We start from the raw sequence: 18972 nt of genomic DNA on the forward strand, positions 1-18972 counted from the left end.
GGGTGGCTCGCGGGTGGGCTCAGGTCAGCGAAACGGCGAACTCGACGTACGGTGGACGCTGCTGCTCGGCGGCCCAGGCGAACGGGGCACCGACCGTGACCTCGACCGGGGTTCCGCTGGCCCACCGTCCGGGTGTTTTCCTGGTGGACGAAGGCTTCCTGGTGCGCGGGTTCCGTGCGCAGGGTGAGGTCGGGGGCGACAAGCCCGTCGTCGACCGCGCCCGCCGGCGGCTCGAAACCCACCACCGAGGAGAAAGCCATGGACCAGCTGGATGACGTCGAGCAGGCCATCGTGGACACCGTCCGCGACTTCGTCGACCGCGACGTGCGCCCCGCCGCGCGCGAGCTCGAACACGCCGACACCTACCCCGAGCAGCTCATCGAGCAGATGAAGCAGCTCGGCGTCTACGGGCTGGCCATCCCCGAACCCTACGGCGACCTGCAGGTCTCCACCCAGTGCTACGCGATGGTCACCGAAGAGCTGGCCCGCGGCTGGATGAGCCTCGCCGGCGCCATGGGCGGCCACACCGTCGTGGCGAAGCTGATCCTCACTTACGGTACCGAGGACCAGAAGCAGCGCTACCTGCCGCGCATGGCCACCGGTGAGGTCCGCGCGACCATGGCCCTGACCGAGCCCGGGGGCGGCTCGGACCTGCAGGCCCTGCGCACCACCGCGCGCAAGGACAACGGCGAGTACGTCATCAACGGCACCAAGACCTGGATCAGCAACGCCCGCCGCTCCGGCCTCGTCGCCCTGCTGTGCAAGACCGACCCGCAGGCCGAGCCCACCCACAAGGGCATCAGCATCCTGCTGGTGGAGAAGGTCCCCGGCTTCACCGTCTCCAAGGACCTGCCCAAGCTCGGCTACAAGGGCGTCGAAAGCTGCGAAATCACCTTCGACGACTGCCACGTGCCCGAAACCGCGCTGCTGGGCGAAACCGAAGGCCAGGGCTTCGCGCAGATGATGCGCGGACTGGAGGTCGGCCGCATCCAGGTCGCCGCCCGCGCCACCGGGGTCGCCCGGGCCGCGTTCGACGACGCCCTGCGCTACGCCCAGGAACGCGAGTCGTTCGGCAAGCCGATCTGGAAGCACCAGTCCGTCGGCAACCACCTCGCCACGATGGCCACCAAACTGACCGCCGCGCGCCAGCTGCTCCTGCACGCGGCCCGCCGGTACGACGCCGGTGAGCGCGCCGACCTGGAAGCCGGGATGGCGAAGCTGTTCTGCTCCGAAACCGCGATGGAGGTCGCGCTGGACGCGCTCCGCGTCCACGGCGGGTACGGCTACTCCACCGAATTCGACGTCGAACGCTACTTCCGCGACGCGCCGCTGATGATCGTCGGCGAAGGCACCAACGAGATCCAGCAGAACGTCATCGTCCGGCAGCTCGTCTCCCGTGGGGGTCTGCGGTGACGACGACGGTCGACCTCCATGACGCGGTCACCGGCTGGCAGCCCGAGCCCGTGGAAACCTCCGAGGTGATCGGTCCGTGGCCGACGACGGCGTTTTCCGCGCTGCTCGATCTTCCCGGCCCCGCAGCGCGGCCGCACGAACCGTTGCCCCCGCTGTGGCACTGGTTCCACTTCCTCGAGCCGACCGCCCAGTCCGCGCTCGGCGAGGACGGGCACCCGGCCGAAGGGCGGTTCATGCCACCGATCCCGCACCGGCGCCGCATGATCGCCGGCGGCCGCCTCCAGGTGCACTCGCCGATCCTCGTCGGCGACCGGATCGACCGCCGCAGCGAACTGGCCGGGGTCGCGGTCAAGGACGGCCGGAGCGGGCAGATGGTGTTCGTGACCGTCCGGTACGAATACCGGCGCGGTGACGAGCTCCTGCTCACCGAGCACCAGGAAGTCGTCTACCGCTCCCAGCCCGCCGGGCAGCAGCGGCAGCTGGCGACGCCGGTACCCGCCGGCGAGCCGCCCCACGACTGGAAGATCAGCACCCCGACCGGGCCGCGGCAGTTGTTCCGGTTCAGCGCGCTGACCTACAACACCCACCGGATCCACTACGACCAGCCTTACGTCACCGAGGTCGAGGGCTATCCCGGCCTGGTCGTGCACGGCCCGCTGCTCGCCTTGCTGCTGCTGGAGATCCCCCGCCGCCACACCGACCGGCCGGTGGCCTCGTTCGACTACCGCCTCTCGAGCCCGGTGTTCTCCGGCGCGACCGTCCTGACCCACGGCCGCCGCGAGGACGGCAAACTCGCTCTCTCCGGCACCGTCGACGGCGGAGCCAGGGCGATCACCGGCAGCGCGACTCTCGCGTAGGAGGAAACGTAGAAGTGCGAGGTGACGCGGTCGCCGACGCGGAGCTGGGTGACACCGTCGCCGACGGCGGCGACCACTCCGGCCGAGTCGGCCACCGGGGTGCGCCGTGAAGTCCACAGTGGACAAGCTGGCGCAGTCCCCGCCACTGGTGGTCATCCTCGTGATGCTGCTCGGGGTGAGCGTCGCCGGGCGGTGTGGGCGGGACGGAAGCCGATCGTGTTGCTCAAGGGAGCGGGTGCTGGCTCCCGGGGATGCGAGCGGCGCCTGCGGCAACCGTTGCCAGGTCGTCGTTCGAGAAGCCGGCGCGGCTCAGCACCGCCAGGGATTTGTTCGTCGCCAGCGCGCACAACGCCAGCTCCGCCGCCTCCTGCTCGTCGGCCCCCGCCGCCAGCAACGCCTGCTCCAGCATCGCCCGCAGGCCGTCGATCATGGCGCGGACCATGGCCTGGCCCTCCGTGTCGAGGGCCGGGAACTGCGCTGCCGACATCGTGAGCAGGCAGCCGTCCGGGACCGTCGGGTCGGCGATGCGGTTCAGGGTGACCCGCAGGTAGGCGGCCACGACGGCGCTCGGGCTCGGGTGGGGGCCGGACAGCGCCCGGTCGTACAGCGGGTGGTAGGTCTGCGCGTACCGCTGGAGGGCCTCCCGGAAGAGGGTGCTCTTGTCGCCGAAAGTGCTGTACAGCGAGCTGCGACCCAGGCCCGTGCCCTCGGTCAGGCGGTCGATCGAGGCCTCCGAATAGCCCCAGCGCCAGAAAACGTGCATCGCGCGTCGCAACGCCTCGTCCACGTCGAATTGCTTGCGGCCCGCCATGTCCGGCAGCCTACACATCTTGCACCGATCGTTTCAAGATGCGTATGGTGGCCGCATGACAAGTTGCACCGATCGTTCCAAGATGAGCCCGGCCGCCGGCACGACACACTTGAGCTCGCTGCGGCTGCCCGAAGGGTTCACCGACGTCTTCACCAGCCGGCTCGTGGAGCTGGACGGGCTGCGGCTGCACGCGGTCACCGGCGGGGACGGCCCGCCGCTGCTGCTGGTCGGCGGCTGGCCGCAGACCTGGTACGCCTGGCGTGAGGTGATGCCCGCGCTCGCCCGTGCGCACACCGTCGTCGCCGTCGACTCGCGCGGCGCCGGGCTGTCCGACAAACCCGGCGACGGGTACGACGCCGGCACGCTGGCCGCCGATCTGGTCGCGCTGATGGCCGCACTCGGGCACGACCGGTTCGACGTGGTCGGACACGACATCGGCATGTGGACCGGCTACGCCCTCGCCGCCGATCACCCCGAGCGGGTGGGCCGGCTCGCCGTCGTCGACGCGATCATCCCCGGTCTCACGCCGACCCCGTCGGTCTTCAGCACGGCCGCGGTCAACCAGCGGCTCTGGCACTTCGGCTTCAACCGGCTCACCGGCCTCAACGAGGAGCTCGTCCGGGGGCGGGAGCCGCTCTTCTTCGGCCACCAGTTCGCCACCAAGGGCGCCACCCCGGCCGCGATCCCCGCCTACGCCGTCGACGTCTACGTCGACGCGATCGTCTCGGATCCTCGCGGGCTGCGGGCGAGCTTCGCGTACTACCGGGCCCTGGACGAGACGATCGCGCAGAACGAGCAGCGCAGGAAGACCCGGCTGACGCTGCCGGTGCTCGCCATCGGCGGCGCGCAGTACAGCGGCACGCTGGCCGCCGAGACGATGCGGCTGGCGGCCGACGACGTCACCGGGGTGGTCCTCGACGACTGCGGGCACTACGTCGCCGAGGAGCAGCCGGCACGGTTCACCGAGATCCTGGAGGACTTCCTCGCCGGCAAAACGGAAGCGGGCGCGTCGCACGGCTGACAGACTCACAGGGAGTCTCGCCGGGCGAGGGGGCCGTCCCGAGGTTGCGCCGCTCGTGCTCAGAGCGCTCCGGCGAGTTCGGTCACCAGGCCCGTCAGGAGCCGGTCGAAGCGCTCCAGCTCGGCCTGCGACGGATTCCGGAGGTAGCCCCCGAAGACCTGGACGCCGATTACGTTGTGTCCGATGTGGACGACGCAGTCCCGGATGACGACGGTCGCGGGCTTCCCGTGGAACCGCCCGGTCAGTGCGTATTCGCGCTTGCGAGCGGGGTAGGGCAGCGGGGGTACCGGTCCCGCCGTGATGACGCCGTCCAGGTGCCCGCCGTCGTAGTTCTCCTGCGGGGTGCGGTAATGCCCGCACGCGCGCAGTTCGTCGTCCGTCGCGGAGAACAGGTCCTCGATGCCGGTGTAGGACGTGACCGACGCCGTCACGTGCCCGCCGCCGACCGTGCCGGCCGCCGCGAACTTGTAGGTGCGCTCGACGTCGGCGGTCCGGGGCAGGGCCTCCTCGGTGGTGCTGAGCTTCTTGGCCGCGGCGTCGCACGCCGGTGGGGTCAGCGTCGGTGACGTCGAAGGCGTGTTGTCTTCGAGTTCCGCGTCGGGCGGGAGAACGGCCTTCAGCCGGGAGAGCGCCGCCGTGGCGGCCGGTTCGTCCAGCGGGCGGCCGTGGTCCGCCGCGGTCGCCGGTGCGACCGGAGCCGGCGGCGGTGCGGCCAGGGCGAGGACGGCCTGGCCGGCTTCGTAGTCCTGCTCGGCGACGGTCACCGCCGTGAGTCTCCCGTCGACCAGGAGCGCGGCGAGCAGGACGGTGGCGGCCCCGGCGCTCACGGCCCACGGCGCCGTCCCGCGCCGGGGTGTCCGGCGAGCCCAGGCGAACACGAGCAGCGAGGTCAACGGGAGCGTGCCGATCAGCGTGACCAGCAGGAGCCAGCCGGGCAGCTGCACGGACTGCTCGAAGAGCGTCGACTCCTTGGCGTACCCGGCGAACCGGACGGTCGTGTACTGGAGCGCACCGGCGCCGGTGGTGGCCAGCAGCCCGCTCACCAGCGCCGCCGGCACCCCGGCCAGGGTCGCGCCGCGACGCCGGTTCGCGAGCACGACGGCCACGGATGCGACCAGGCCGGCGAACGCGCAGATCCACCACCGCTGGTAGGCCAGGAGGTACCGGACCCCGTCGGCTTGGCCGTCCTGCACGCGCAGGAGCCAGGACAGCGCCGCGGCGGCTCCGCCGGTCACCGCCGTCACCACGATCACCGCCACGACCACCGGCCGGGGCCGGCGCCACCGCTGCCGCAGGGTGAGGAGCGCGAGCCCGGCCAGGATCAGCGCCGGGGCGTACTGCCACGCACGATCGCTGCCGAGCCCCGCGACGTAACCGCGAGCCGTCGCCGGATCGGGGAAGAGGAGATAGGTCGTCACCGAAGACGCCGTCCCGCTGACGGCCGCGGTCGTGGCGACCACCACGGCGACGGACGCGCCGAACCTGCTCAGCCGCCGGCGCGGGGCGCTGTCCTCGGGTAGGGCGAGGCGAATCGCGACCGCGGAGGCGAGCACGCTGACCGCGAACACGGCCAGCGTCATGGCGAGGACCAGCAATGGCCGTTGCGGCGCGAAGAAGTCGGTGATCGCCGCGCTCGCACCCGGCGCCTGCAGGCAGAATCCGGCGACCAGCCCGAGCACCGCGCCGGCCCGGGAGCCCGCCCAGCCGAGCTCGGGCAGCGCCGCCCGGCGGGTCCACGCGGGCAGCACGACCGAGGTCCAGAGCAGCGCCGCCACGGCCAGCGCCACGTCGGCGGACAGCCGCGGATCCGAGTCGACGAAGCCGAGCAGGTTGGCGAGCACGGCGTACACGCCGTGGTAGGTCAGCATCGCCACGATGCCGGCGGCGGCGGTGAAGACGAAACCGCCCTCCCACCGCCCGTCGCGACCGTCGGGCTTGAGCCGGTCCGACACCGGCGGGTGCGTGGCGAACACCCGGCTCGCCCACGAAACCGGGCGGGCACCGGTGCCGAGGGCGACGGCCGTGGCGGCCGGGTCGCCCATCGCGTCCGCCGCGTGCCGGTCCGCGGCGAGTTCGCGCCGGCGCAGGAGCGCGGCGCGGACGACGAGCAGCGAGACGGCGGTGACCGCGGCGATGATCAGTGATCCGCCGTAGAAGTCCCACATCTGCGCGGGCAGGCCCAGGATCGGGATCAGGGCCAGGACCAGCGCGGGCAGGGTCAGCCAGCCGGCCCACCAGACGGCCGAGGCCCACAGCACGTCCCGGCTGCGCACGTGGCCCAGTTCGTGGAGCGCGACGGCGTCGAACGCGGCCTGATCGGCGTAGGCGTAGGCCAGCGGCACGACGACCCACGGCCGGCCGCCCGGAAGGCCGGTGGTGAACGCGTCCGTCACGGCCGTCGCGGGCGGGGCCAGCACCAGCCGCGGCCGTCGGCGTCCGGTCAAGCCCTGGCTGTCGCACAACGTCGTGAAGCGCGCGGTCAGCCGGTCCAGGTCGACCGGCGGCACGACGGCGAGCCGCCGCGATCGCAGCCGCCGTCGGGTGCCCAGGCCACCGGAGACCATCAGCAGCCATGCCGCGACGGGCAGCACGGCGGCTCCGCCCAGGCTGCTGAACGCGAGCCGCCGGTCGTAGTCGCGCGTGCAGGCGTCGTAGACCGGGCCGGCCGAAACCGGCGGCCTCGCGGTCGACACCGAAATCCCGTTGTCCTCCAGGCACGTCTGCGCCGCGGTGTAGTCGCCGAAGTCGTGCGTGACGAACAGGGCCTCGGCGGCGCCCGCGCCGGTGGCGGCCAGCGCGAGCGTGACCAGGACGTAAACCCACCACAGGCGGGACGGGGCAGAAACGGCGCGCAAGCGGTACCCGGCCTCGTCCGGGGCCGGCAGGACGAGGGCGCTCACCCGCGTCCGCCGTCCGCCGCCCGGCGCAGGACACCGAGCACGGCGTCGCTCAGCAGCGTGGCCTCGGCCGTGTTCAGGCCGAGTGTCACGCCGTGTTCGAGGCACGCGTCGCGGATCTCGCCGATCCGGTCGACGTCCAGGACGAGCTGGGCCGGCCGCGGGCGCCGGCGCCACCACCGCCGGCGCTGCAGACCGGCGAACCCCGCCGCGCCCAGCACCTGCGCGGCGGTCCCGGTCAGCAACGGGAGGATGACGTCGCCGAGCGCCGAAAAGCCTTGTCCGCCGAAGCGGACCTCGCCGCCGGACCAACCGGTCGAGGGCTTGCGGGGGTCCTTCCCCTTCGTCCACTCGGCAGTCACCAGCGCGAGGTAGGGCAACTGCTGGGGAGCTACCTCGGCGACGACTTCCCGTGCCAGGTCTGCGAAGTCGATCGCGATCCGGGGCGGTCGTGTCCGCCCTTCGCGACCGACGTCCTCCGGACGGGCCATCTCTGTCATCCGTTCATCCGATCCACTCGCCGACGCGCCGGGAACAGCACGGGGCGTCAGTCGTCGCACGCGTTCCGAGAGTTACAGCGACGTCCGAACTTCACCTGGTGGTCGCAAGTGAGCGGCGAGGAAGTCGTGCCGGCCGGCACGCACACCGGAACCGAGGAATACACTCCCTGCGTGGTCAAGCCGACTCCGTTCCCCGAAAAGAACGGCAAAGTGCCCTTCAACGCTTCCGGGGTGGCGGCAGTCGGCTCGCGGCGATTCGTCTTCATCGACAACAAAGACCCCACCGCTTTGTTCGAGATGACGTTTGATGCGAACGTCGAAGTGGTCGAGCGGATTCACCGGCGCCGGCTGACCGGCTTGGGCGAGGGAGCGTTGCGGGATCCCGAAGGCCTGACCCGGGTCGACGTGAACGGAGAGACTTTTCTCGTCGTCTCCTCCTCCCTCTGCCGATCGGGAAAAGGCAGGATCGACGACGGTCTGGTGCGTGTTCGCTATCGTCCTGAGGGTGACCTGCACGCCGAGGCGATGGACGGATTCCGCGCCTGGTTGCTCGCGAACGAGCCCACGCTCGCCGAAGCCGGTCTGCAGGCGCCGGACGACGGCGGGCTGAACGTCGAGGGTCTCGCCTGGGACCCACGTGCGAACGCGCTCGTGTTCGGTCTGCGCGGACCGGCCGGCCCCGGACGGGTCTCGGTGGTTCAGGTCCCCATCCACGCCGGTGGCGCCGGCTGGACGACGGCGTCGCTGGGTTCTCCCGCGATGGTGCGCATCCGGGTGCCTCGATCGGCCACGGCGGTGGGGATCCGCGATATTTCCCACGATGCGCGAACCGGGGACTTCCTGCTTCTGCTCGGTCGTTCGACCAGCCGGGACGACGAGCCGTTCCGGCTCGGCAGGTGGACCTGGGGGAGCGACAGCGTCCAGGTTCTCGAAACCGCCTTCCACCGGACCGCGAAGCCGGAGGGCGTCACGACGTTCTCGATCGGCGGTGAGCACAAGATCCTCGTCGTCGACGACTCCGGCGGTTATGCGGTCTTGTGATCAGGAGAAGTACAGCTTCGACGGTACGGGATCCTGATGGACCCGGGGTCTTCCGCCCGGTGTGGTGTCGGCACCGAAAGCCGCGCCCAGCACGGTTCGGCTGCTCGTCAGCGTGAAGTATCCGCTGAAGGTGAAGTTGTCGTCGGGCGGGTTGACGGGATCGGCCGGGGTGACCGAGAACTCGTCGGCGTGGTCGGTGTTGTCCGCCGCGGACGTGCACAGCAGTTCGTGGCCCTGGCTCGAAGTCGTCGTGCTCGCGTGGAGGAACTTGCCGGAGGCCTTGTTGCCGACCGACTTTCCCGGGCCGAGTTCGCCGAAGCACCACAGATCCGTGTCGTCGACGTTGCCGGGCCGTGGCCGGTGGATGACCTCGGAGTTCGCCGGGCCGGGGGCAGCCGAGGGGATGGTTTCGGTGGTGCTGGCGTGCATGCAGTCGTTGGTGACGTCGTCGCGAACGTAGGCGCCCTCGGTGCCCGGCAGGCCGCCGAAGAGGTAGCCGGCGGACACCGCGAGCCGGAGCTGCTTTCGTACCGCGGTGACCTGTGCCGGCATGTCGGGCGCTCCGAGGCCGGTCAGCAAGGCGCCCATCTGTTCGAGCAGCGGCTTCAGCACCGTTTGCTGGGTCTTGCGATCGAAAACGGTGTCCCGGTAGCCGCGGATCCGCTCGACGAGTTGCGCGCGGCGGTCCGCGTCGTCGCGCACGAGCTTGGCGAGCAGGCCGTTCGTGTCGATCTTGAAGTGCCGCCCGGGCTGCAGTGTCTGGTCGAGGCCCCACGGGATCATCTTGAAGTCGATGTCGTCCACGCCCGGCGCCGCGACGGCGGTGACGTCGTTGTAGACGTAGGTGTTGTTGGTGTTCCTGGTGTAGCCGTCCCAGTGCTTGAGGAAGAACTCCATCGCGTACAGCTTGACGAACTGGTCGAGGTCGAAGACCTGGCTCGCTCCGGCCAGCCCGTGCGCGGCGATGTGGTCGATGGCGAACCGCAGATCGGCCTTGTCCTCGAACGCCGACAGCGACTCGACGCCGATGAGGTCGAACCTGGCGTCGACGAAGTCGTCCTTGTGCTCGAGTTCGTAGAGGTTCCCCTTGGTGTTGCCGAAGTTGCGTTCGATGTAGCGCGGCATGATCGGTTCCGCGTTCACGAAGATCCCGGGACCGTTGACCCCCGCGACCCGTTGGCCGACAGGTACGCCGTTCACGAGTACCCGGGCGAAGTTGCACCTCGAGTGGGGGAGCCCGGCGAGTTCGAACAGTTTGTAGCCGAGAGGCTGCCGGAGGTAGGACGCGTCCTGGACCGAGTTGTTGAGGGTCAGGTACTGCGAACCGATCAGGGCGCGGATCAGGGATTTGTTGGTGTCGAGGAACTTGGCGAAGTCGATGTGCAGGCAGGGCTTGTCGCTGTTCAACGAGCCGCAGAAGGATTTCTTCTTGATCCCCACGTCGGGGAACGTCGTCCGGTCGGGGAACTTCGTCCCGGAGATCTCGACCGATGTCGCCTTCCGCCACGTGAAACGGCTGCCGCCGGCCCAATCGAAGTTGCACGCCCCACCGGCCGGCTGTTCGGTGCGCACGGCGTCCCAGTCGGATTGTGGTAGCACGATGTCGATCGTCAGCACGTTGTCGATCTCGTAGAGGCGATCGAGTGCTTGTTGCTCCTGGTCGCTCATCGCCGCATCACCCCTCGGTGGGCGAAGGCCGGGAATGCCCTCGCGTTCGGAGTGTACGACGGGTTTCGACCGTGCGGTGCGGCGGAATTTTCAGCGTGACACTGATCGTTTTCCGGTTTTGAAGACGGTGATTTTCGGACGTCTCGACGGCCGGGGCGGACCTGGCCGGATCCCGCACTGTCGACGGATTGTCGACGGCGGCCGGCACCGTCACCGGGGAGAGCGATACAGCAAGTAACCCACGATTCGGAGGACAACCGTGAAATTCCGGAGAATTCCCCTCGCGGCCACGGCCGTCGGCGCGGTGACCGTGCTCGGCACCGGAGCGTTGGTCACCACCCAGGCGGACGCCGCGGACAGCAGCATCAGTTTCGCCATGGTCCGCTCCGGCGTGGCCGCCAACGCCAACTGCCTCGCGGCGGCCGCCGCGAAGGTGCGGGTGGTGACGCACGGACAGAACGAAACCATGACCTTGCGCGCGACCGGGCTGCCGGCCGACACGGACTTCGACCTGTTCATCACCCAGGTGCCGAACGCGCCGTTCGGCGTGTCGTGGTACCAGAGCGACCTGGAATCCGGTGCCGACGGCACCGCGTCCGTCACCGTGGTCGGCCGGTTCAACGTCGAAACCTTCGCGGTGGCACCGAACACCGCACCGGCGCCGGTGGTCCACCCGGCGGACGCGGCGAGCAATCCCGCGTTCGCCCCGATCCACACCTTCCACGTCGGCTTCTGGTTCAACTCGCCCGAAGACGCTGTCAAAGCAGGGTGCCCCGGCACGGTCACTCCGTTCAACGGCGAACACCGCGCCGGAGTCCAGGCCATGAGCACCCGCACCTTCGCCGATGACAACGGGCCGCTGCGCCAGCTCGTGTCCTGACGGGCAGGCCACGGCCACGCGGTGGCGGAGCTACTGAGCGCGATCCGCGCGGCGCATGTGGGATCGGGCGTGCGTCAGGGCGTCCTCGAGCGTGGTGAAGAGGTGGTTGCCGTGGCGGAGTTTGCCGAGGGCGCCGGTGGCGCTCAGCAGGTGCCGGTGGTGGTGCCGGACGACTTTGACCAGGACGGTGACCCCGCCGGCCTCGAGTTCCTCGATGGTGTCGCCGAGTGCTTTCGCGCCCGTCGCGTCGAGGGTGTGCAGTCCGGACAGGCGCAGGACGACGATGTCGATGTCGTCGGCGGCGACCGCGCCGGCGATTTCGGAGAGGAGACGTTCGGACGCGCCCCAGAACATGGCGCCTTCGAACCGGAACACCGCGATGTGCTCGTCGCCGGCGGTGGCGGGGCCCGGTACGGGTTCGCGCTGGGCGTGCGCGGCGCCGGCAAGGTGCCGCAGGGCGAAGAAGGCGGCGACGAGCAGGCCGATCTCGACGGCGAGGATCAGGTCGGCCGCGATGGTCACGAGGGCGGTCGCGCCGAAGGTGATCGCGCTGGCGCGGCTCGCGCGGACGACTTCGCGGATCGTGGCGAGCGACACCATCCGGAAGCTGGTGACCATGAGCACGCCGGCCAGCGCGGCCAGCGGGATCCGGGACACGAGCCCGGACGCGGCGTAGATCACCGCCAGGATGACCAGGGCGTGGGTGATGGCCGAGAAGCGGGTCCGGGCGCCGGAGCGGACGTTGACCGCGGTGCGGGCGATCGCGCCGGTGGCGGGCATGCCCCCGAAGAGGCCGCTGGCGATCGAAGCGATGCCCTGGCCGACGAGTTCGCGGTCCGGACGGGTCGGGCCGACCGGTGGCCCGCCGCGGGTCATCGTCGCGGCCACGCGGGCGGAGAGCAGGGATTCGATCGCCGCCAGCGCGGCCACCGCGACGACGGCTCCGGCGAGGTCACGGATCGCGCCGGGGGTGACCGACGGCAGGGCGGGGGCCAGCACGCTCGGCAGGCTGCCGATCCGGGGGAGGGGCGCGTGCAGGATCTCGGCGGCGACGGTCGCCACCGTGACCGCGACCAGGGACGCCGGTGTTCCGCGGTGCAGCTTCGGCAGCCCGAGCATGAGCACCGCGACCAGGGCCACAACGGCTATCGACCAGGCCGCGGTGGCCCCGGTCGCGGCGTGCGTGACCGCGGCGACCGCGGCCAGCAGCGGGTTCTTGCCCGGTGGCGCGGTCGCACCGACGGACGAAGGGACTTGCTGCAGGAAGATGATGCAGGCGATCCCGACCGTGAAGCCTTCGACGACCGGCCAGGGAAGGTAGGCGACCAGCCGGCCGAGCCGGGCGATGCCGGACACGAGCACGACCAGCCCGGCGAGGACGGCGACAACGGCCACCGAGGACGCGCCGTGGACGGCGACGATCGGTGCCAGTACGACGGCCATCGCCCCGGTCGGCCCGGACACCTGGACCGGGGACCCGCCGAACACCGCGGCCACGATCCCGGCCACGACGGCGGTGGCGAGTCCGGCCGCGGGACCGGCGCCCGAGCTGACGCCGAACGCCAGCGCCAGCGGCAGGGCCACGACGCCGACGGTGACTCCGGCGAGCAGGTCCGCCCGCAGTACCGGGGGACGGAAGTCGTAGTCGTCCCGGCCGGGGAGCAGCTCCCGGGCCGGCGCGAGGACACTCATACCCTGGGCGCGATCGCGTCGAGCACGGCCTGGGGACTCGCGCCGGGCAGCGGAGGCAGCTCGCGGGCGGCGGCCAGCCGGTCCGAACCGGGGTGCAGACTCGACAGCAGGAACGCCCGTGCCACCACGAGGAGTTCGGCCACCAAAGGCTGCGCGAGCCAGTATTCGACGGCGTTGCCGGTGCGGCTGGACACGACGACCCCGGTGCGGCGCAGGACGGCGAGGTGCTGGGACAGCTGGGAGGCTTCGCAGCCGGTGACCTCGAGCAGCCGGCTCACCGATGCGCCCTCGTCACCGGCGGCGGCGAGCACCTCCAGGACCTGGATCCGGTTCGGGTGGGCGAGACACTTGAACAGGTCGGCCTTGATCCGGTAGAGCGGCTCGGCCGTCCGGGACCTCGCAGGCATGGGCACCTCCTGGATTGATGACTCTATCAATCCATCAATCCGTGTCCGGAGGAGGTGCCCTGCGGCAGCGACGAGGTTCGGCCGGATGGTGGTCTCGGCGGCCGGATAGCCGGCTGTGTCGCCCGGTCGGCGAGGACGCGCCGGTGGCCGAGACGCCGGGCACCACCTTGCCGCCGAACTGGACGGTGCGGGCGGCGATCAGGGTCACCGGCCGGTTTTCGGCGGTAGCCGCCGTGCGGACCGCCGAGGAAACCGCGTCCTGACGGCGGACCCGCACGACCTCGCCGACGCGTCCGGAGGCATCGCCACGCCGGTACAGCCGGGACCGTTCCCGGCTGTACCGGCGTCCGGCGTCTCAGTGACCGGGGCCGCGGGGGGTGGGTGTGGCGCTGAACTGGCCCTGCCAGCTGGCCTGGGCGCCGGAGTCGCCGATGCGGTAGATGTCGTAGAACGTCGCTCCCGCGGCCGCGATCGACAGGACCGAGAGCACCGTGGTCACCGCGGTCGAGGCCGGGGCGAGGAAGGTCCGGCGGCGGGTCGCGACCGCGGTCGAGCCGGCGCTCGTCGAGCCGGCGCTCGTCGTGTCGGCCGCTTGGTCTTGGAGGCTTTCGCGCCGACGCCACCACACCACGACGGCGAGCACCGCGACGGGGAGCGCGACCCAGAGGGCCGTGTCGCCGAGTTCGGTGTGGGTGCGCACCGCGGGCGTCGAGGCGACCCGGCGTTCGAGCCATTCCCCGGCGTCGGTGGTGATCGGCACGAGAACCACGACGAGGACGGCCAGGATCGCGTTCGGGCCGGCCAGTTTGGCGCGGGCCGCGGGCCAGAGCGCGCTCAGCACCAGCAGGAGCGCGGCCAATGGCAGCAGGACGACGATGGCGTGCACGAGCAGGATGTGGGCGGGCAGGCCGTTGACGGTGGTCATGGTGTCCTTTGTGGAGTGCGGGTGGCGGGAGCTCGGGGTGGGATGGGCTCAGGGGGCGCGGGCGAGGGCGGCGACTTCGTAGCCGGGGGCGAGCGCGGTTATCCAGCGGGTGACGTTGCCGCCACGGGCGAACGCCGCGGTGGCGAAGACGTCGGCCCACAGCAGCGTCGGGCCGGTGACCGTCACCGAGAGGAGGTTGCTGGTGTGGCGGCCGGTGTGCGGGTCGACGATGTGCGCGCCGCGGGCGGCGGTGCCCGATGTCGCGAGGCCGCCGGTGCGCAGGTCGAGGACGGCGAGGAAGGCGGCCGGGTCGCCGGGGTCTTCGACGCCGACGCGCCACGCCGGGGCGCGGGCGGTGTGGACGCGGGCGGCGATGTCGCCGCCCGCGTTGAGGTAGTGGTCGTAGCCGCACAGCCGGGCCAGGTGGGCCGCGGCGTTCTCGACGGCCCAGCCCTTCACGAGCCCGGAGGGGTCGAAGCCGCCGGGCAGGCGCCACGGGTCGAAGTAGCCGTCGGTGCGTTCGCGGGCTTCTTCGCACAGCGCGACGACTTCGGTGACCCACGGGTGCCACCGGTCGCGGGGCAGTTCGTCGCGACGGATGGCGCTGACCTGGCTGTCGGGCCGGTAGGTGCTGAACAGTTCGTCGGCGGTGCGCAGGTGCCCGAACACCGCGGCGACGGCCGGTTCGACGGCGGGGTCGGTGTCGACGCGGTGGCCGCGCAGGTGGAGGCTGACCTGGGTGCCCATGACGGCCCGGGTCCAGGACCGGCGTTGCCGGGGCGCGGTGCTCACCCGTGGGCCGCGTCGATCGCGGACTGCAGGGACTGCTGGTAGCCCTCGGAGGTGTAGGTGGCGCCGCTGACGGTGTCGATCTGCGCGCTCTGCGCCTGCAGTGCCTCCTGGTTCAGCTCCGGGACGGCGGCGGAGTTGATCCGGACGTCGCGGCCGCTTTCCTGGGGGTACTGGACGGCCTGGGCGTCGGTGATCCTGCCGCCGGCCACGGTGATCTGCACCTGGACGGGGCCGTAGCGGGTGTCGGCGGCCTCACCGGTGAAGGTGCCGCCGCCCCCGGCCGGCGCCGGGGTGGCGGGGCTCGTGGTGCGGGTCGGCTGGGTGCCGGTGCCGAGGGGGCGGCCGACGGCGACCGGGGTCGGATCGGTGCTGGTGCGGTAGCTGAACAGCAGCACCACGACCGAGACGGTCGCGGCGAAGGTGATGGCGATCCTGCGCATCGGAAGTCCTTTCCTACCAGCCGAATCGTTCGGAGTGGACGCGGTCGGCGGGGACGCCCGCGCGGCGTGCCGTGTCGAGCACCGCTTCGGTCCAGGCGTCCGGGCCGCAGACGTAGACGTCGTGCTCGGCGATGTCGGGGACGAGGTGGCGCAGCACCTGCTCGTCGGGTACGGGGGCGTAGTTCTCGGGGAGCCACGACGCGCGGTCGCGGGACCGTCGGCCGAGCAGGTAGTGGATCCGGAGGCCGCGGCGCGTGGCGAGTTCGTCCAGCTCGCGCCGGAACAGCAGGTCCGCGTGCCGGCCGGCGCGGAGGAACAGCACGGCTTCCCCGGGGAGGTAGGGCAGTTCGTCGAGCAGTGCGCGCAACGGCGTGATCCCGATGCCGGAGGCGAACATCGCCAGCTTGGGTCCTTTTCGGACGGTCTCGGTGAGCCGGCCGTAGGGGCCTTCGAACAGGGCGCGGGTGCCCGGCCGCAGCCGGGCCAGCCTGCGGCTGCCCGGTCCGAGGTCCTTGGCGGTGATCCGGAGCCGGTTGCCGTGGGTGTCCGGGACGGCCGAGAGGGAGAACGGCTTGCCGCGCGTCCAGCCCGGGCCGGACCGGAATCGCCAGACGAAGAACTGCCCGGCCACCACGGGAAGCCGGTCGAGCCGGCGGCCGCGCAGGTACACCGAGACGACGCCGGGAGCTTCCCGCACGACCTGCTCGACGACGAGGTGGTGGCGCACGTTGAGCCAGATCGGCAGCCCCAGCCGGAACACCAGCACCGCGCCCGCGGCGGTCGCGTAGGCGGTCCACCAGAACACGGTCGCCACCGGGGAGGCGGTGAAGTCGGCGCCGGTCCACAGCTGGTGCGGCAGCGCGAGGCCGGCGCCGAGGTAGGCGTAGAGGTGCAGCAGGTGCCAGGACTCGTACCGCAGCCGGCGGCGGGCCGCGCGCACCGACGTCACCGCGACCATGACGAGCGCGAGCGTTCCCGCGGTGGCCAGGAGCATGCCCGCGTAGGTGGTCACGAGCGTCCAGACCTCGCCGAGGAGACCGGACCGGTCGGTGGCGGCGTAGCCGAGGCTGATCAGCACGATGTGCGCGGCCAGCAGCGTGATCGAGGTGAACCCGATCAGCCGGTGCCGGCGGGCCAGCTCGTCCTGGCCGTAGCTGCGTTCCACCCACGGGATCCGGGCCATCAGCAGCAGTTGCAGCAGCAGGAGGTCGGCCGACACCAGGCCGGTCAGGCGCCCGGTCGAGGTGAAGAAGTCCGAGCCGAGATCCTGCAGGCCACGGCCCGACACCCACAGCGCGACGACGAACAGGACGCTCAGCCAGGTGGCCAGGCCCGCGGCGTCCCGCCACCACGCGCGGACGGGGCGCCGGAGCGCGCTGCCGGGCGGGGCGAGGGTGGTGGTCATCGGGCACTCCTGGATGTGGTGATCCTTGCGGACCACCCTTCCGGCGCGCGGTTAGCCGTGGACGTGACGAGGGTGAGAATCCGGTAAGAGAAGATCGGCTCCGACGGTGAACCCGACCACGGCGCCGCCGCCGGGGCGGGGCTCGGCGAACACGCTGCCGCCGTGGGCCAGCGCGATTTCGCGGACGATGGCCAGCCCGAGCCCGGAGCCGGGCAGGCCGCGGGCGCCGTCGGCCCGGTGGAACCGGTCGAACACCCGCGCCGCGTCGTCGCCGATGCCGGGACCGCGGTCGAGCACCTGCACGCGGCCGTCACGGGCCACGACGTCGATCACTCCATCGGGTGCGAACTTCACGGCGTTCTCCAGCAGGTTCGACACCGCGCGTTCGAGCGCCTTGGCCTGGCCGGTGAGCGCCGTGGCATCGGTCTCGACGGTGATGGCGCGGCCCGAGCGGCGGCGTACCCGGTCGGTGGCGCGCTCGACGACCTCACCCAGCTCGACCGGCGCCGGCTCCTCGGTCTCGTAGCGACGGGTCGCCAGCTCGACGAGCTCGTCGATCAGGTGGGTCAGCTCGCGGGCCTCGCCGTCGACGTCGTCGAGCAGCCGGGCCCGGTCGCCGGGGGCGAGCTCGGCGAACCGGCGCAGGACGCTGGCGTTGGTGCGCAGGCTGGTCAGCGGGGTCCGCAGCTCGTGCGCGGCGTCCTGGACCAGGCGTTCCTGGTCGGCGCGGGCGTCGGCGAGCCGGCCGAGCATCCGGTCGAACGACGTCGCGAGCCGCCCGACCTCGTCGCGCCCGCCGGCCGGGACCGCGACGTCGGCGAGGCGGCCGTCGCTGACCTGCTCGGTGGCCTGGGTCAGCCGGACCAGCCGGCGGGTGATCTGCCGGGCCAGCAGCCAGCCGGCCAGCGCCGCACCGGCGAGGACGAGGGCGCTGACGCCGGTGATGCGGGCGGCCAACTCGCCGAGCACGTGCCGGGACTCGTCGACGTCGATGCCGAGCTGGAGCGCCCCGCGGCCGCCGCCGAGGGCCACCGTGATGACCCGGTAGTCGTCCGGCGGGATGGTGAAGTCGTCGTAGCGGCGGTCCCCGAAGGAGCCGGTCGCGGCCAGGGCCCGGTCTTCGTCGTCGACGGCGAGCCGGACGGGACGGCCGCCGACGGGCCGGATCGTGCCGTCCGGGGCGATCGACTGGGCGACCATGGGCTGGGCTTCGTCGTGGTCGTCGTCATCGGGTCCGCGGGTGACCGGGCTGGGCGCGAGCACCTGCGTCGCCCCGGCCGCGACCTCGGCCGACGTCGTCAGCAGCGAGCGGTCGAGTTCGGCGCTGATCCGCTGCGACGCGGCCTGGTAGCTGAAGACGCCGACCAGGATCGCCGCCGCCGCACCGACGCCGGCGAAGGCGATCGCGAGCTTGCTGCGCAGGTTCATGCCGGGCGCACCGAATAGCCGACGCCGCGGACGGTGTGGATCAGTTCGGTCGCGCCGGCCTGGTCGAGCTTGCGGCGCAGGTAACCGATGTAGACGGCGAGGTTCTTGGACTCGGAGCCGAATTCGTAGCCCCAGATCCGCTGGTAGATCGTGGTGCGGTCGAGCACGATCCCGGCGTTGCGCACCAGCAGTTCCAGCAGGTCGAACTCGGTCTTGGACAGGGTGATCTCGGTGCTGCGCCACCAGACGCGCCGGGCGGCCGGGTCGACGGCGAGTTCGCCGAGGCGCAGGGTCCGCAGGGGAGCGGACCCGGCGTCGGCGGAGGTGCGGCGCAGCAGCGCCCGCAGCCGGGCGAGGAGCTCGTCGAGCTCGAAGGGCTTGGGGAGGTAGTCGTCGGCACCGGCGTCGAGCCCGGCCACCCGGTCGGCGGTTTCGACGCGCGCGGTGAGCATGAGGATCGGCGTCTGGCCGCCTTCGGCGCGCAGGACGCGGCAGACGCCGAGGCCGTCGACGCCGGGCATCATGACGTCGAGGATCAGCACGTCGAAGTCGTCTTTCCGGGCCGTGGCCAGCGCGCTGACGCCGTCGGTCACCTCGGTGACGTGGTAGCCCTCGAGATCGAGGGCACGCACGAGTGACTCCCGGATGGCGCGGTCGTCGTCGGCGAGCAGGACACGGTGCGGCATGGCGCCATCATGCCCCGCGGCCCTCGGCCGGGCCGTCCAGTCGGCGAGCGTAGGGGGTCACCCGGCTGATCTGGTCGGTTCTCCCGCCGCGGCGGCGGTCTCCGTCCGC

17 protein-coding genes and 1 pseudogene are annotated in these 18972 nt (G+C 71.7%); 5 read left to right on the plus strand and 13 right to left on the minus strand.

Annotated elements, in window-relative coordinates:
* Positions 1 to 258: 258 nt before the first annotated feature.
* Together OHS18_RS47080 and OHS18_RS47085 are read left to right on the plus strand one after the other, a co-directional pair.
* A complete protein-coding gene (locus OHS18_RS47080) occupies positions 259 to 1413 on the plus strand; it encodes an acyl-CoA dehydrogenase family protein (protein ID WP_328615200.1) in 1155 nt (384 codons plus the stop codon).
* Positions 1410 to 2270, plus strand: a complete 861-nt coding sequence (locus OHS18_RS47085) for an FAS1-like dehydratase domain-containing protein (protein ID WP_328615201.1) — start codon at positions 1410 to 1412, stop codon at positions 2268 to 2270. Before OHS18_RS47080 ends, OHS18_RS47085 begins: the two co-directional genes overlap by 4 nt.
* A 53-nt stretch (positions 2271 to 2323) precedes the next feature.
* Here the strand turns inward: OHS18_RS47085 and OHS18_RS48705 are convergent.
* Both OHS18_RS48705 and OHS18_RS47090 read right to left on the minus strand, forming a co-directional pair.
* Positions 2324 to 2416, minus strand: a pseudogene (locus OHS18_RS48705) (hypothetical protein); the annotation flags it as partial.
* 77 nt (positions 2417 to 2493) lie between these two features.
* The gene (locus OHS18_RS47090) at positions 2494 to 3081 is read right to left on the minus strand and encodes a TetR/AcrR family transcriptional regulator (RefSeq protein ID WP_328615202.1); all 588 of its coding nucleotides are present in this window, start codon (positions 3079 to 3081) and stop codon (positions 2494 to 2496) included.
* 82 nt (positions 3082 to 3163) lie between these two features.
* Here OHS18_RS47090 and OHS18_RS47095 point away from each other — a divergent pair, with 82 nt between their 5' ends.
* Entirely contained in the window at positions 3164 to 4102 is a 939-nt protein-coding gene (locus OHS18_RS47095; RefSeq protein ID WP_328615203.1) for an alpha/beta fold hydrolase, read from the plus strand.
* A 59-nt stretch (positions 4103 to 4161) separates the two neighbouring features.
* Here OHS18_RS47095 and OHS18_RS47100 read toward each other — a convergent pair whose 3' ends face one another.
* Complete coding sequence (locus OHS18_RS47100) at positions 4162 to 7002, minus strand: M48 family metalloprotease (RefSeq protein ID WP_328615204.1); 2841 nt, start codon at positions 7000 to 7002, stop codon at positions 4162 to 4164.
* Positions 6999 to 7499: a hypothetical protein gene (locus OHS18_RS47105; protein WP_328615205.1), complete on the minus strand. Its 501-nt coding sequence runs from the start codon at positions 7497 to 7499 to the stop codon at positions 6999 to 7001. The genes OHS18_RS47100 and OHS18_RS47105 overlap by 4 nt, the downstream gene beginning before the upstream one ends.
* Positions 7500 to 7607: 108 nt before the next feature.
* Here OHS18_RS47105 and OHS18_RS47110 point away from each other — a divergent pair, with 108 nt between their 5' ends.
* The gene (locus tag OHS18_RS47110) at positions 7608 to 8540 is read left to right on the plus strand and encodes a DUF3616 domain-containing protein (protein ID WP_328615206.1); all 933 of its coding nucleotides are present in this window, start codon (positions 7608 to 7610) and stop codon (positions 8538 to 8540) included.
* On the opposite strand, the gene OHS18_RS47115 is transcribed toward OHS18_RS47110, so the two are convergent.
* Positions 8541 to 10208: a CotH kinase family protein gene (locus tag OHS18_RS47115; RefSeq protein ID WP_328615207.1), complete on the minus strand. Its 1668-nt coding sequence runs from the start codon at positions 10206 to 10208 to the stop codon at positions 8541 to 8543.
* A 259-nt stretch (positions 10209 to 10467) separates the two neighbouring features.
* Between OHS18_RS47115 and OHS18_RS47120 the strand changes: the two genes are divergently transcribed.
* Positions 10468 to 11088, plus strand: coding sequence for a hypothetical protein (locus OHS18_RS47120; RefSeq protein ID WP_328615208.1), 621 nt, complete (start codon positions 10468 to 10470; stop codon positions 11086 to 11088).
* A 30-nt stretch (positions 11089 to 11118) separates the two neighbouring features.
* On the opposite strand, the gene OHS18_RS47125 is transcribed toward OHS18_RS47120, so the two are convergent.
* The 8 genes from OHS18_RS47125 to OHS18_RS47160 all read right to left on the minus strand — a co-directional run bounded on the left by OHS18_RS47125 (position 11119) and on the right by OHS18_RS47160 (position 18863).
* Entirely contained in the window at positions 11119 to 12780 is a 1662-nt protein-coding gene (locus OHS18_RS47125; RefSeq protein ID WP_328615209.1) for a SulP family inorganic anion transporter, read from the minus strand.
* Positions 12777 to 13187, minus strand: a complete 411-nt coding sequence (locus tag OHS18_RS47130) for an ArsR/SmtB family transcription factor (protein WP_328615210.1) — start codon at positions 13185 to 13187, stop codon at positions 12777 to 12779. The genes OHS18_RS47125 and OHS18_RS47130 overlap by 4 nt, the downstream gene beginning before the upstream one ends.
* 355 nt (positions 13188 to 13542) lie before the next feature.
* Positions 13543 to 14112 carry a hypothetical protein gene (locus OHS18_RS47135; protein WP_328457929.1) on the minus strand — a complete coding sequence of 190 codons (570 nt, stop codon included), beginning with the start codon at positions 14110 to 14112 and terminating at the stop codon, positions 13543 to 13545.
* 48 nt (positions 14113 to 14160) lie between these two features.
* A complete protein-coding gene (locus tag OHS18_RS47140) occupies positions 14161 to 14904 on the minus strand; it encodes an FAD:protein FMN transferase (RefSeq protein ID WP_328615211.1) in 744 nt (247 codons plus the stop codon).
* On the minus strand, positions 14901 to 15344 hold the full coding sequence (locus tag OHS18_RS47145) for an FMN-binding protein (protein ID WP_328615212.1): 444 nt from the start codon (positions 15342 to 15344) through the stop codon (positions 14901 to 14903). The genes OHS18_RS47140 and OHS18_RS47145 overlap by 4 nt, the downstream gene beginning before the upstream one ends.
* Before the next feature lie 13 nt (positions 15345 to 15357).
* Positions 15358 to 16749, minus strand: coding sequence for a ferredoxin reductase family protein (locus OHS18_RS47150; RefSeq protein WP_328615213.1), 1392 nt, complete (start codon positions 16747 to 16749; stop codon positions 15358 to 15360).
* Positions 16750 to 16800: 51 nt separating this feature from the next.
* Complete coding sequence (locus tag OHS18_RS47155) at positions 16801 to 18177, minus strand: HAMP domain-containing sensor histidine kinase (RefSeq protein ID WP_328457921.1); 1377 nt, start codon at positions 18175 to 18177, stop codon at positions 16801 to 16803.
* Entirely contained in the window at positions 18174 to 18863 is a 690-nt protein-coding gene (locus OHS18_RS47160; protein ID WP_328457919.1) for a response regulator transcription factor, read from the minus strand. Before OHS18_RS47160 ends, OHS18_RS47155 begins: the two co-directional genes overlap by 4 nt.
* Positions 18864 to 18972 lie beyond the last annotated feature (109 nt).

Origin of the sequence: Amycolatopsis sp. NBC_00355 (assembly GCF_036104975.1) — a bacterium.
Taxonomy (GTDB): domain Bacteria; phylum Actinomycetota; class Actinomycetes; order Mycobacteriales; family Pseudonocardiaceae; genus Amycolatopsis.

Excerpts from the sequence above, each read along its gene's own strand:
- OHS18_RS47080 (WP_328615200.1), top strand. The coding sequence starts at position 259 with ATGGACCAGCTGGATGACGTCGAGCAGGCCATCGTGGACACCGTCCGC.
- OHS18_RS47090 (WP_328615202.1), bottom strand. The coding sequence starts at position 3,081 with ATGGCGGGCCGCAAGCAATTCGACGTGGACGAGGCGTTGCGACGCGCG.
- OHS18_RS47095 (WP_328615203.1), top strand. The coding sequence starts at position 3,164 with ATGAGCCCGGCCGCCGGCACGACACACTTGAGCTCGCTGCGGCTGCCC.
- OHS18_RS47105 (WP_328615205.1), bottom strand. The coding sequence starts at position 7,499 with ATGACAGAGATGGCCCGTCCGGAGGACGTCGGTCGCGAAGGGCGGACA.
- OHS18_RS47115 (WP_328615207.1), bottom strand. The coding sequence starts at position 10,208 with ATGAGCGACCAGGAGCAACAAGCACTCGATCGCCTCTACGAGATCGAC.
- OHS18_RS47125 (WP_328615209.1), bottom strand. The coding sequence starts at position 12,780 with ATGAGTGTCCTCGCGCCGGCCCGGGAGCTGCTCCCCGGCCGGGACGAC.
- OHS18_RS47130 (WP_328615210.1), bottom strand. The coding sequence starts at position 13,187 with ATGCCTGCGAGGTCCCGGACGGCCGAGCCGCTCTACCGGATCAAGGCC.
- OHS18_RS47135 (WP_328457929.1), bottom strand. The coding sequence starts at position 14,112 with ATGACCACCGTCAACGGCCTGCCCGCCCACATCCTGCTCGTGCACGCC.
- OHS18_RS47145 (WP_328615212.1), bottom strand. The coding sequence starts at position 15,344 with ATGCGCAGGATCGCCATCACCTTCGCCGCGACCGTCTCGGTCGTGGTG.
- OHS18_RS47150 (WP_328615213.1), bottom strand. The coding sequence starts at position 16,749 with ATGACCACCACCCTCGCCCCGCCCGGCAGCGCGCTCCGGCGCCCCGTC.
- OHS18_RS47155 (WP_328457921.1), bottom strand. The coding sequence starts at position 18,177 with ATGAACCTGCGCAGCAAGCTCGCGATCGCCTTCGCCGGCGTCGGTGCG.
- OHS18_RS47160 (WP_328457919.1), bottom strand. The coding sequence starts at position 18,863 with ATGCCGCACCGTGTCCTGCTCGCCGACGACGACCGCGCCATCCGGGAG.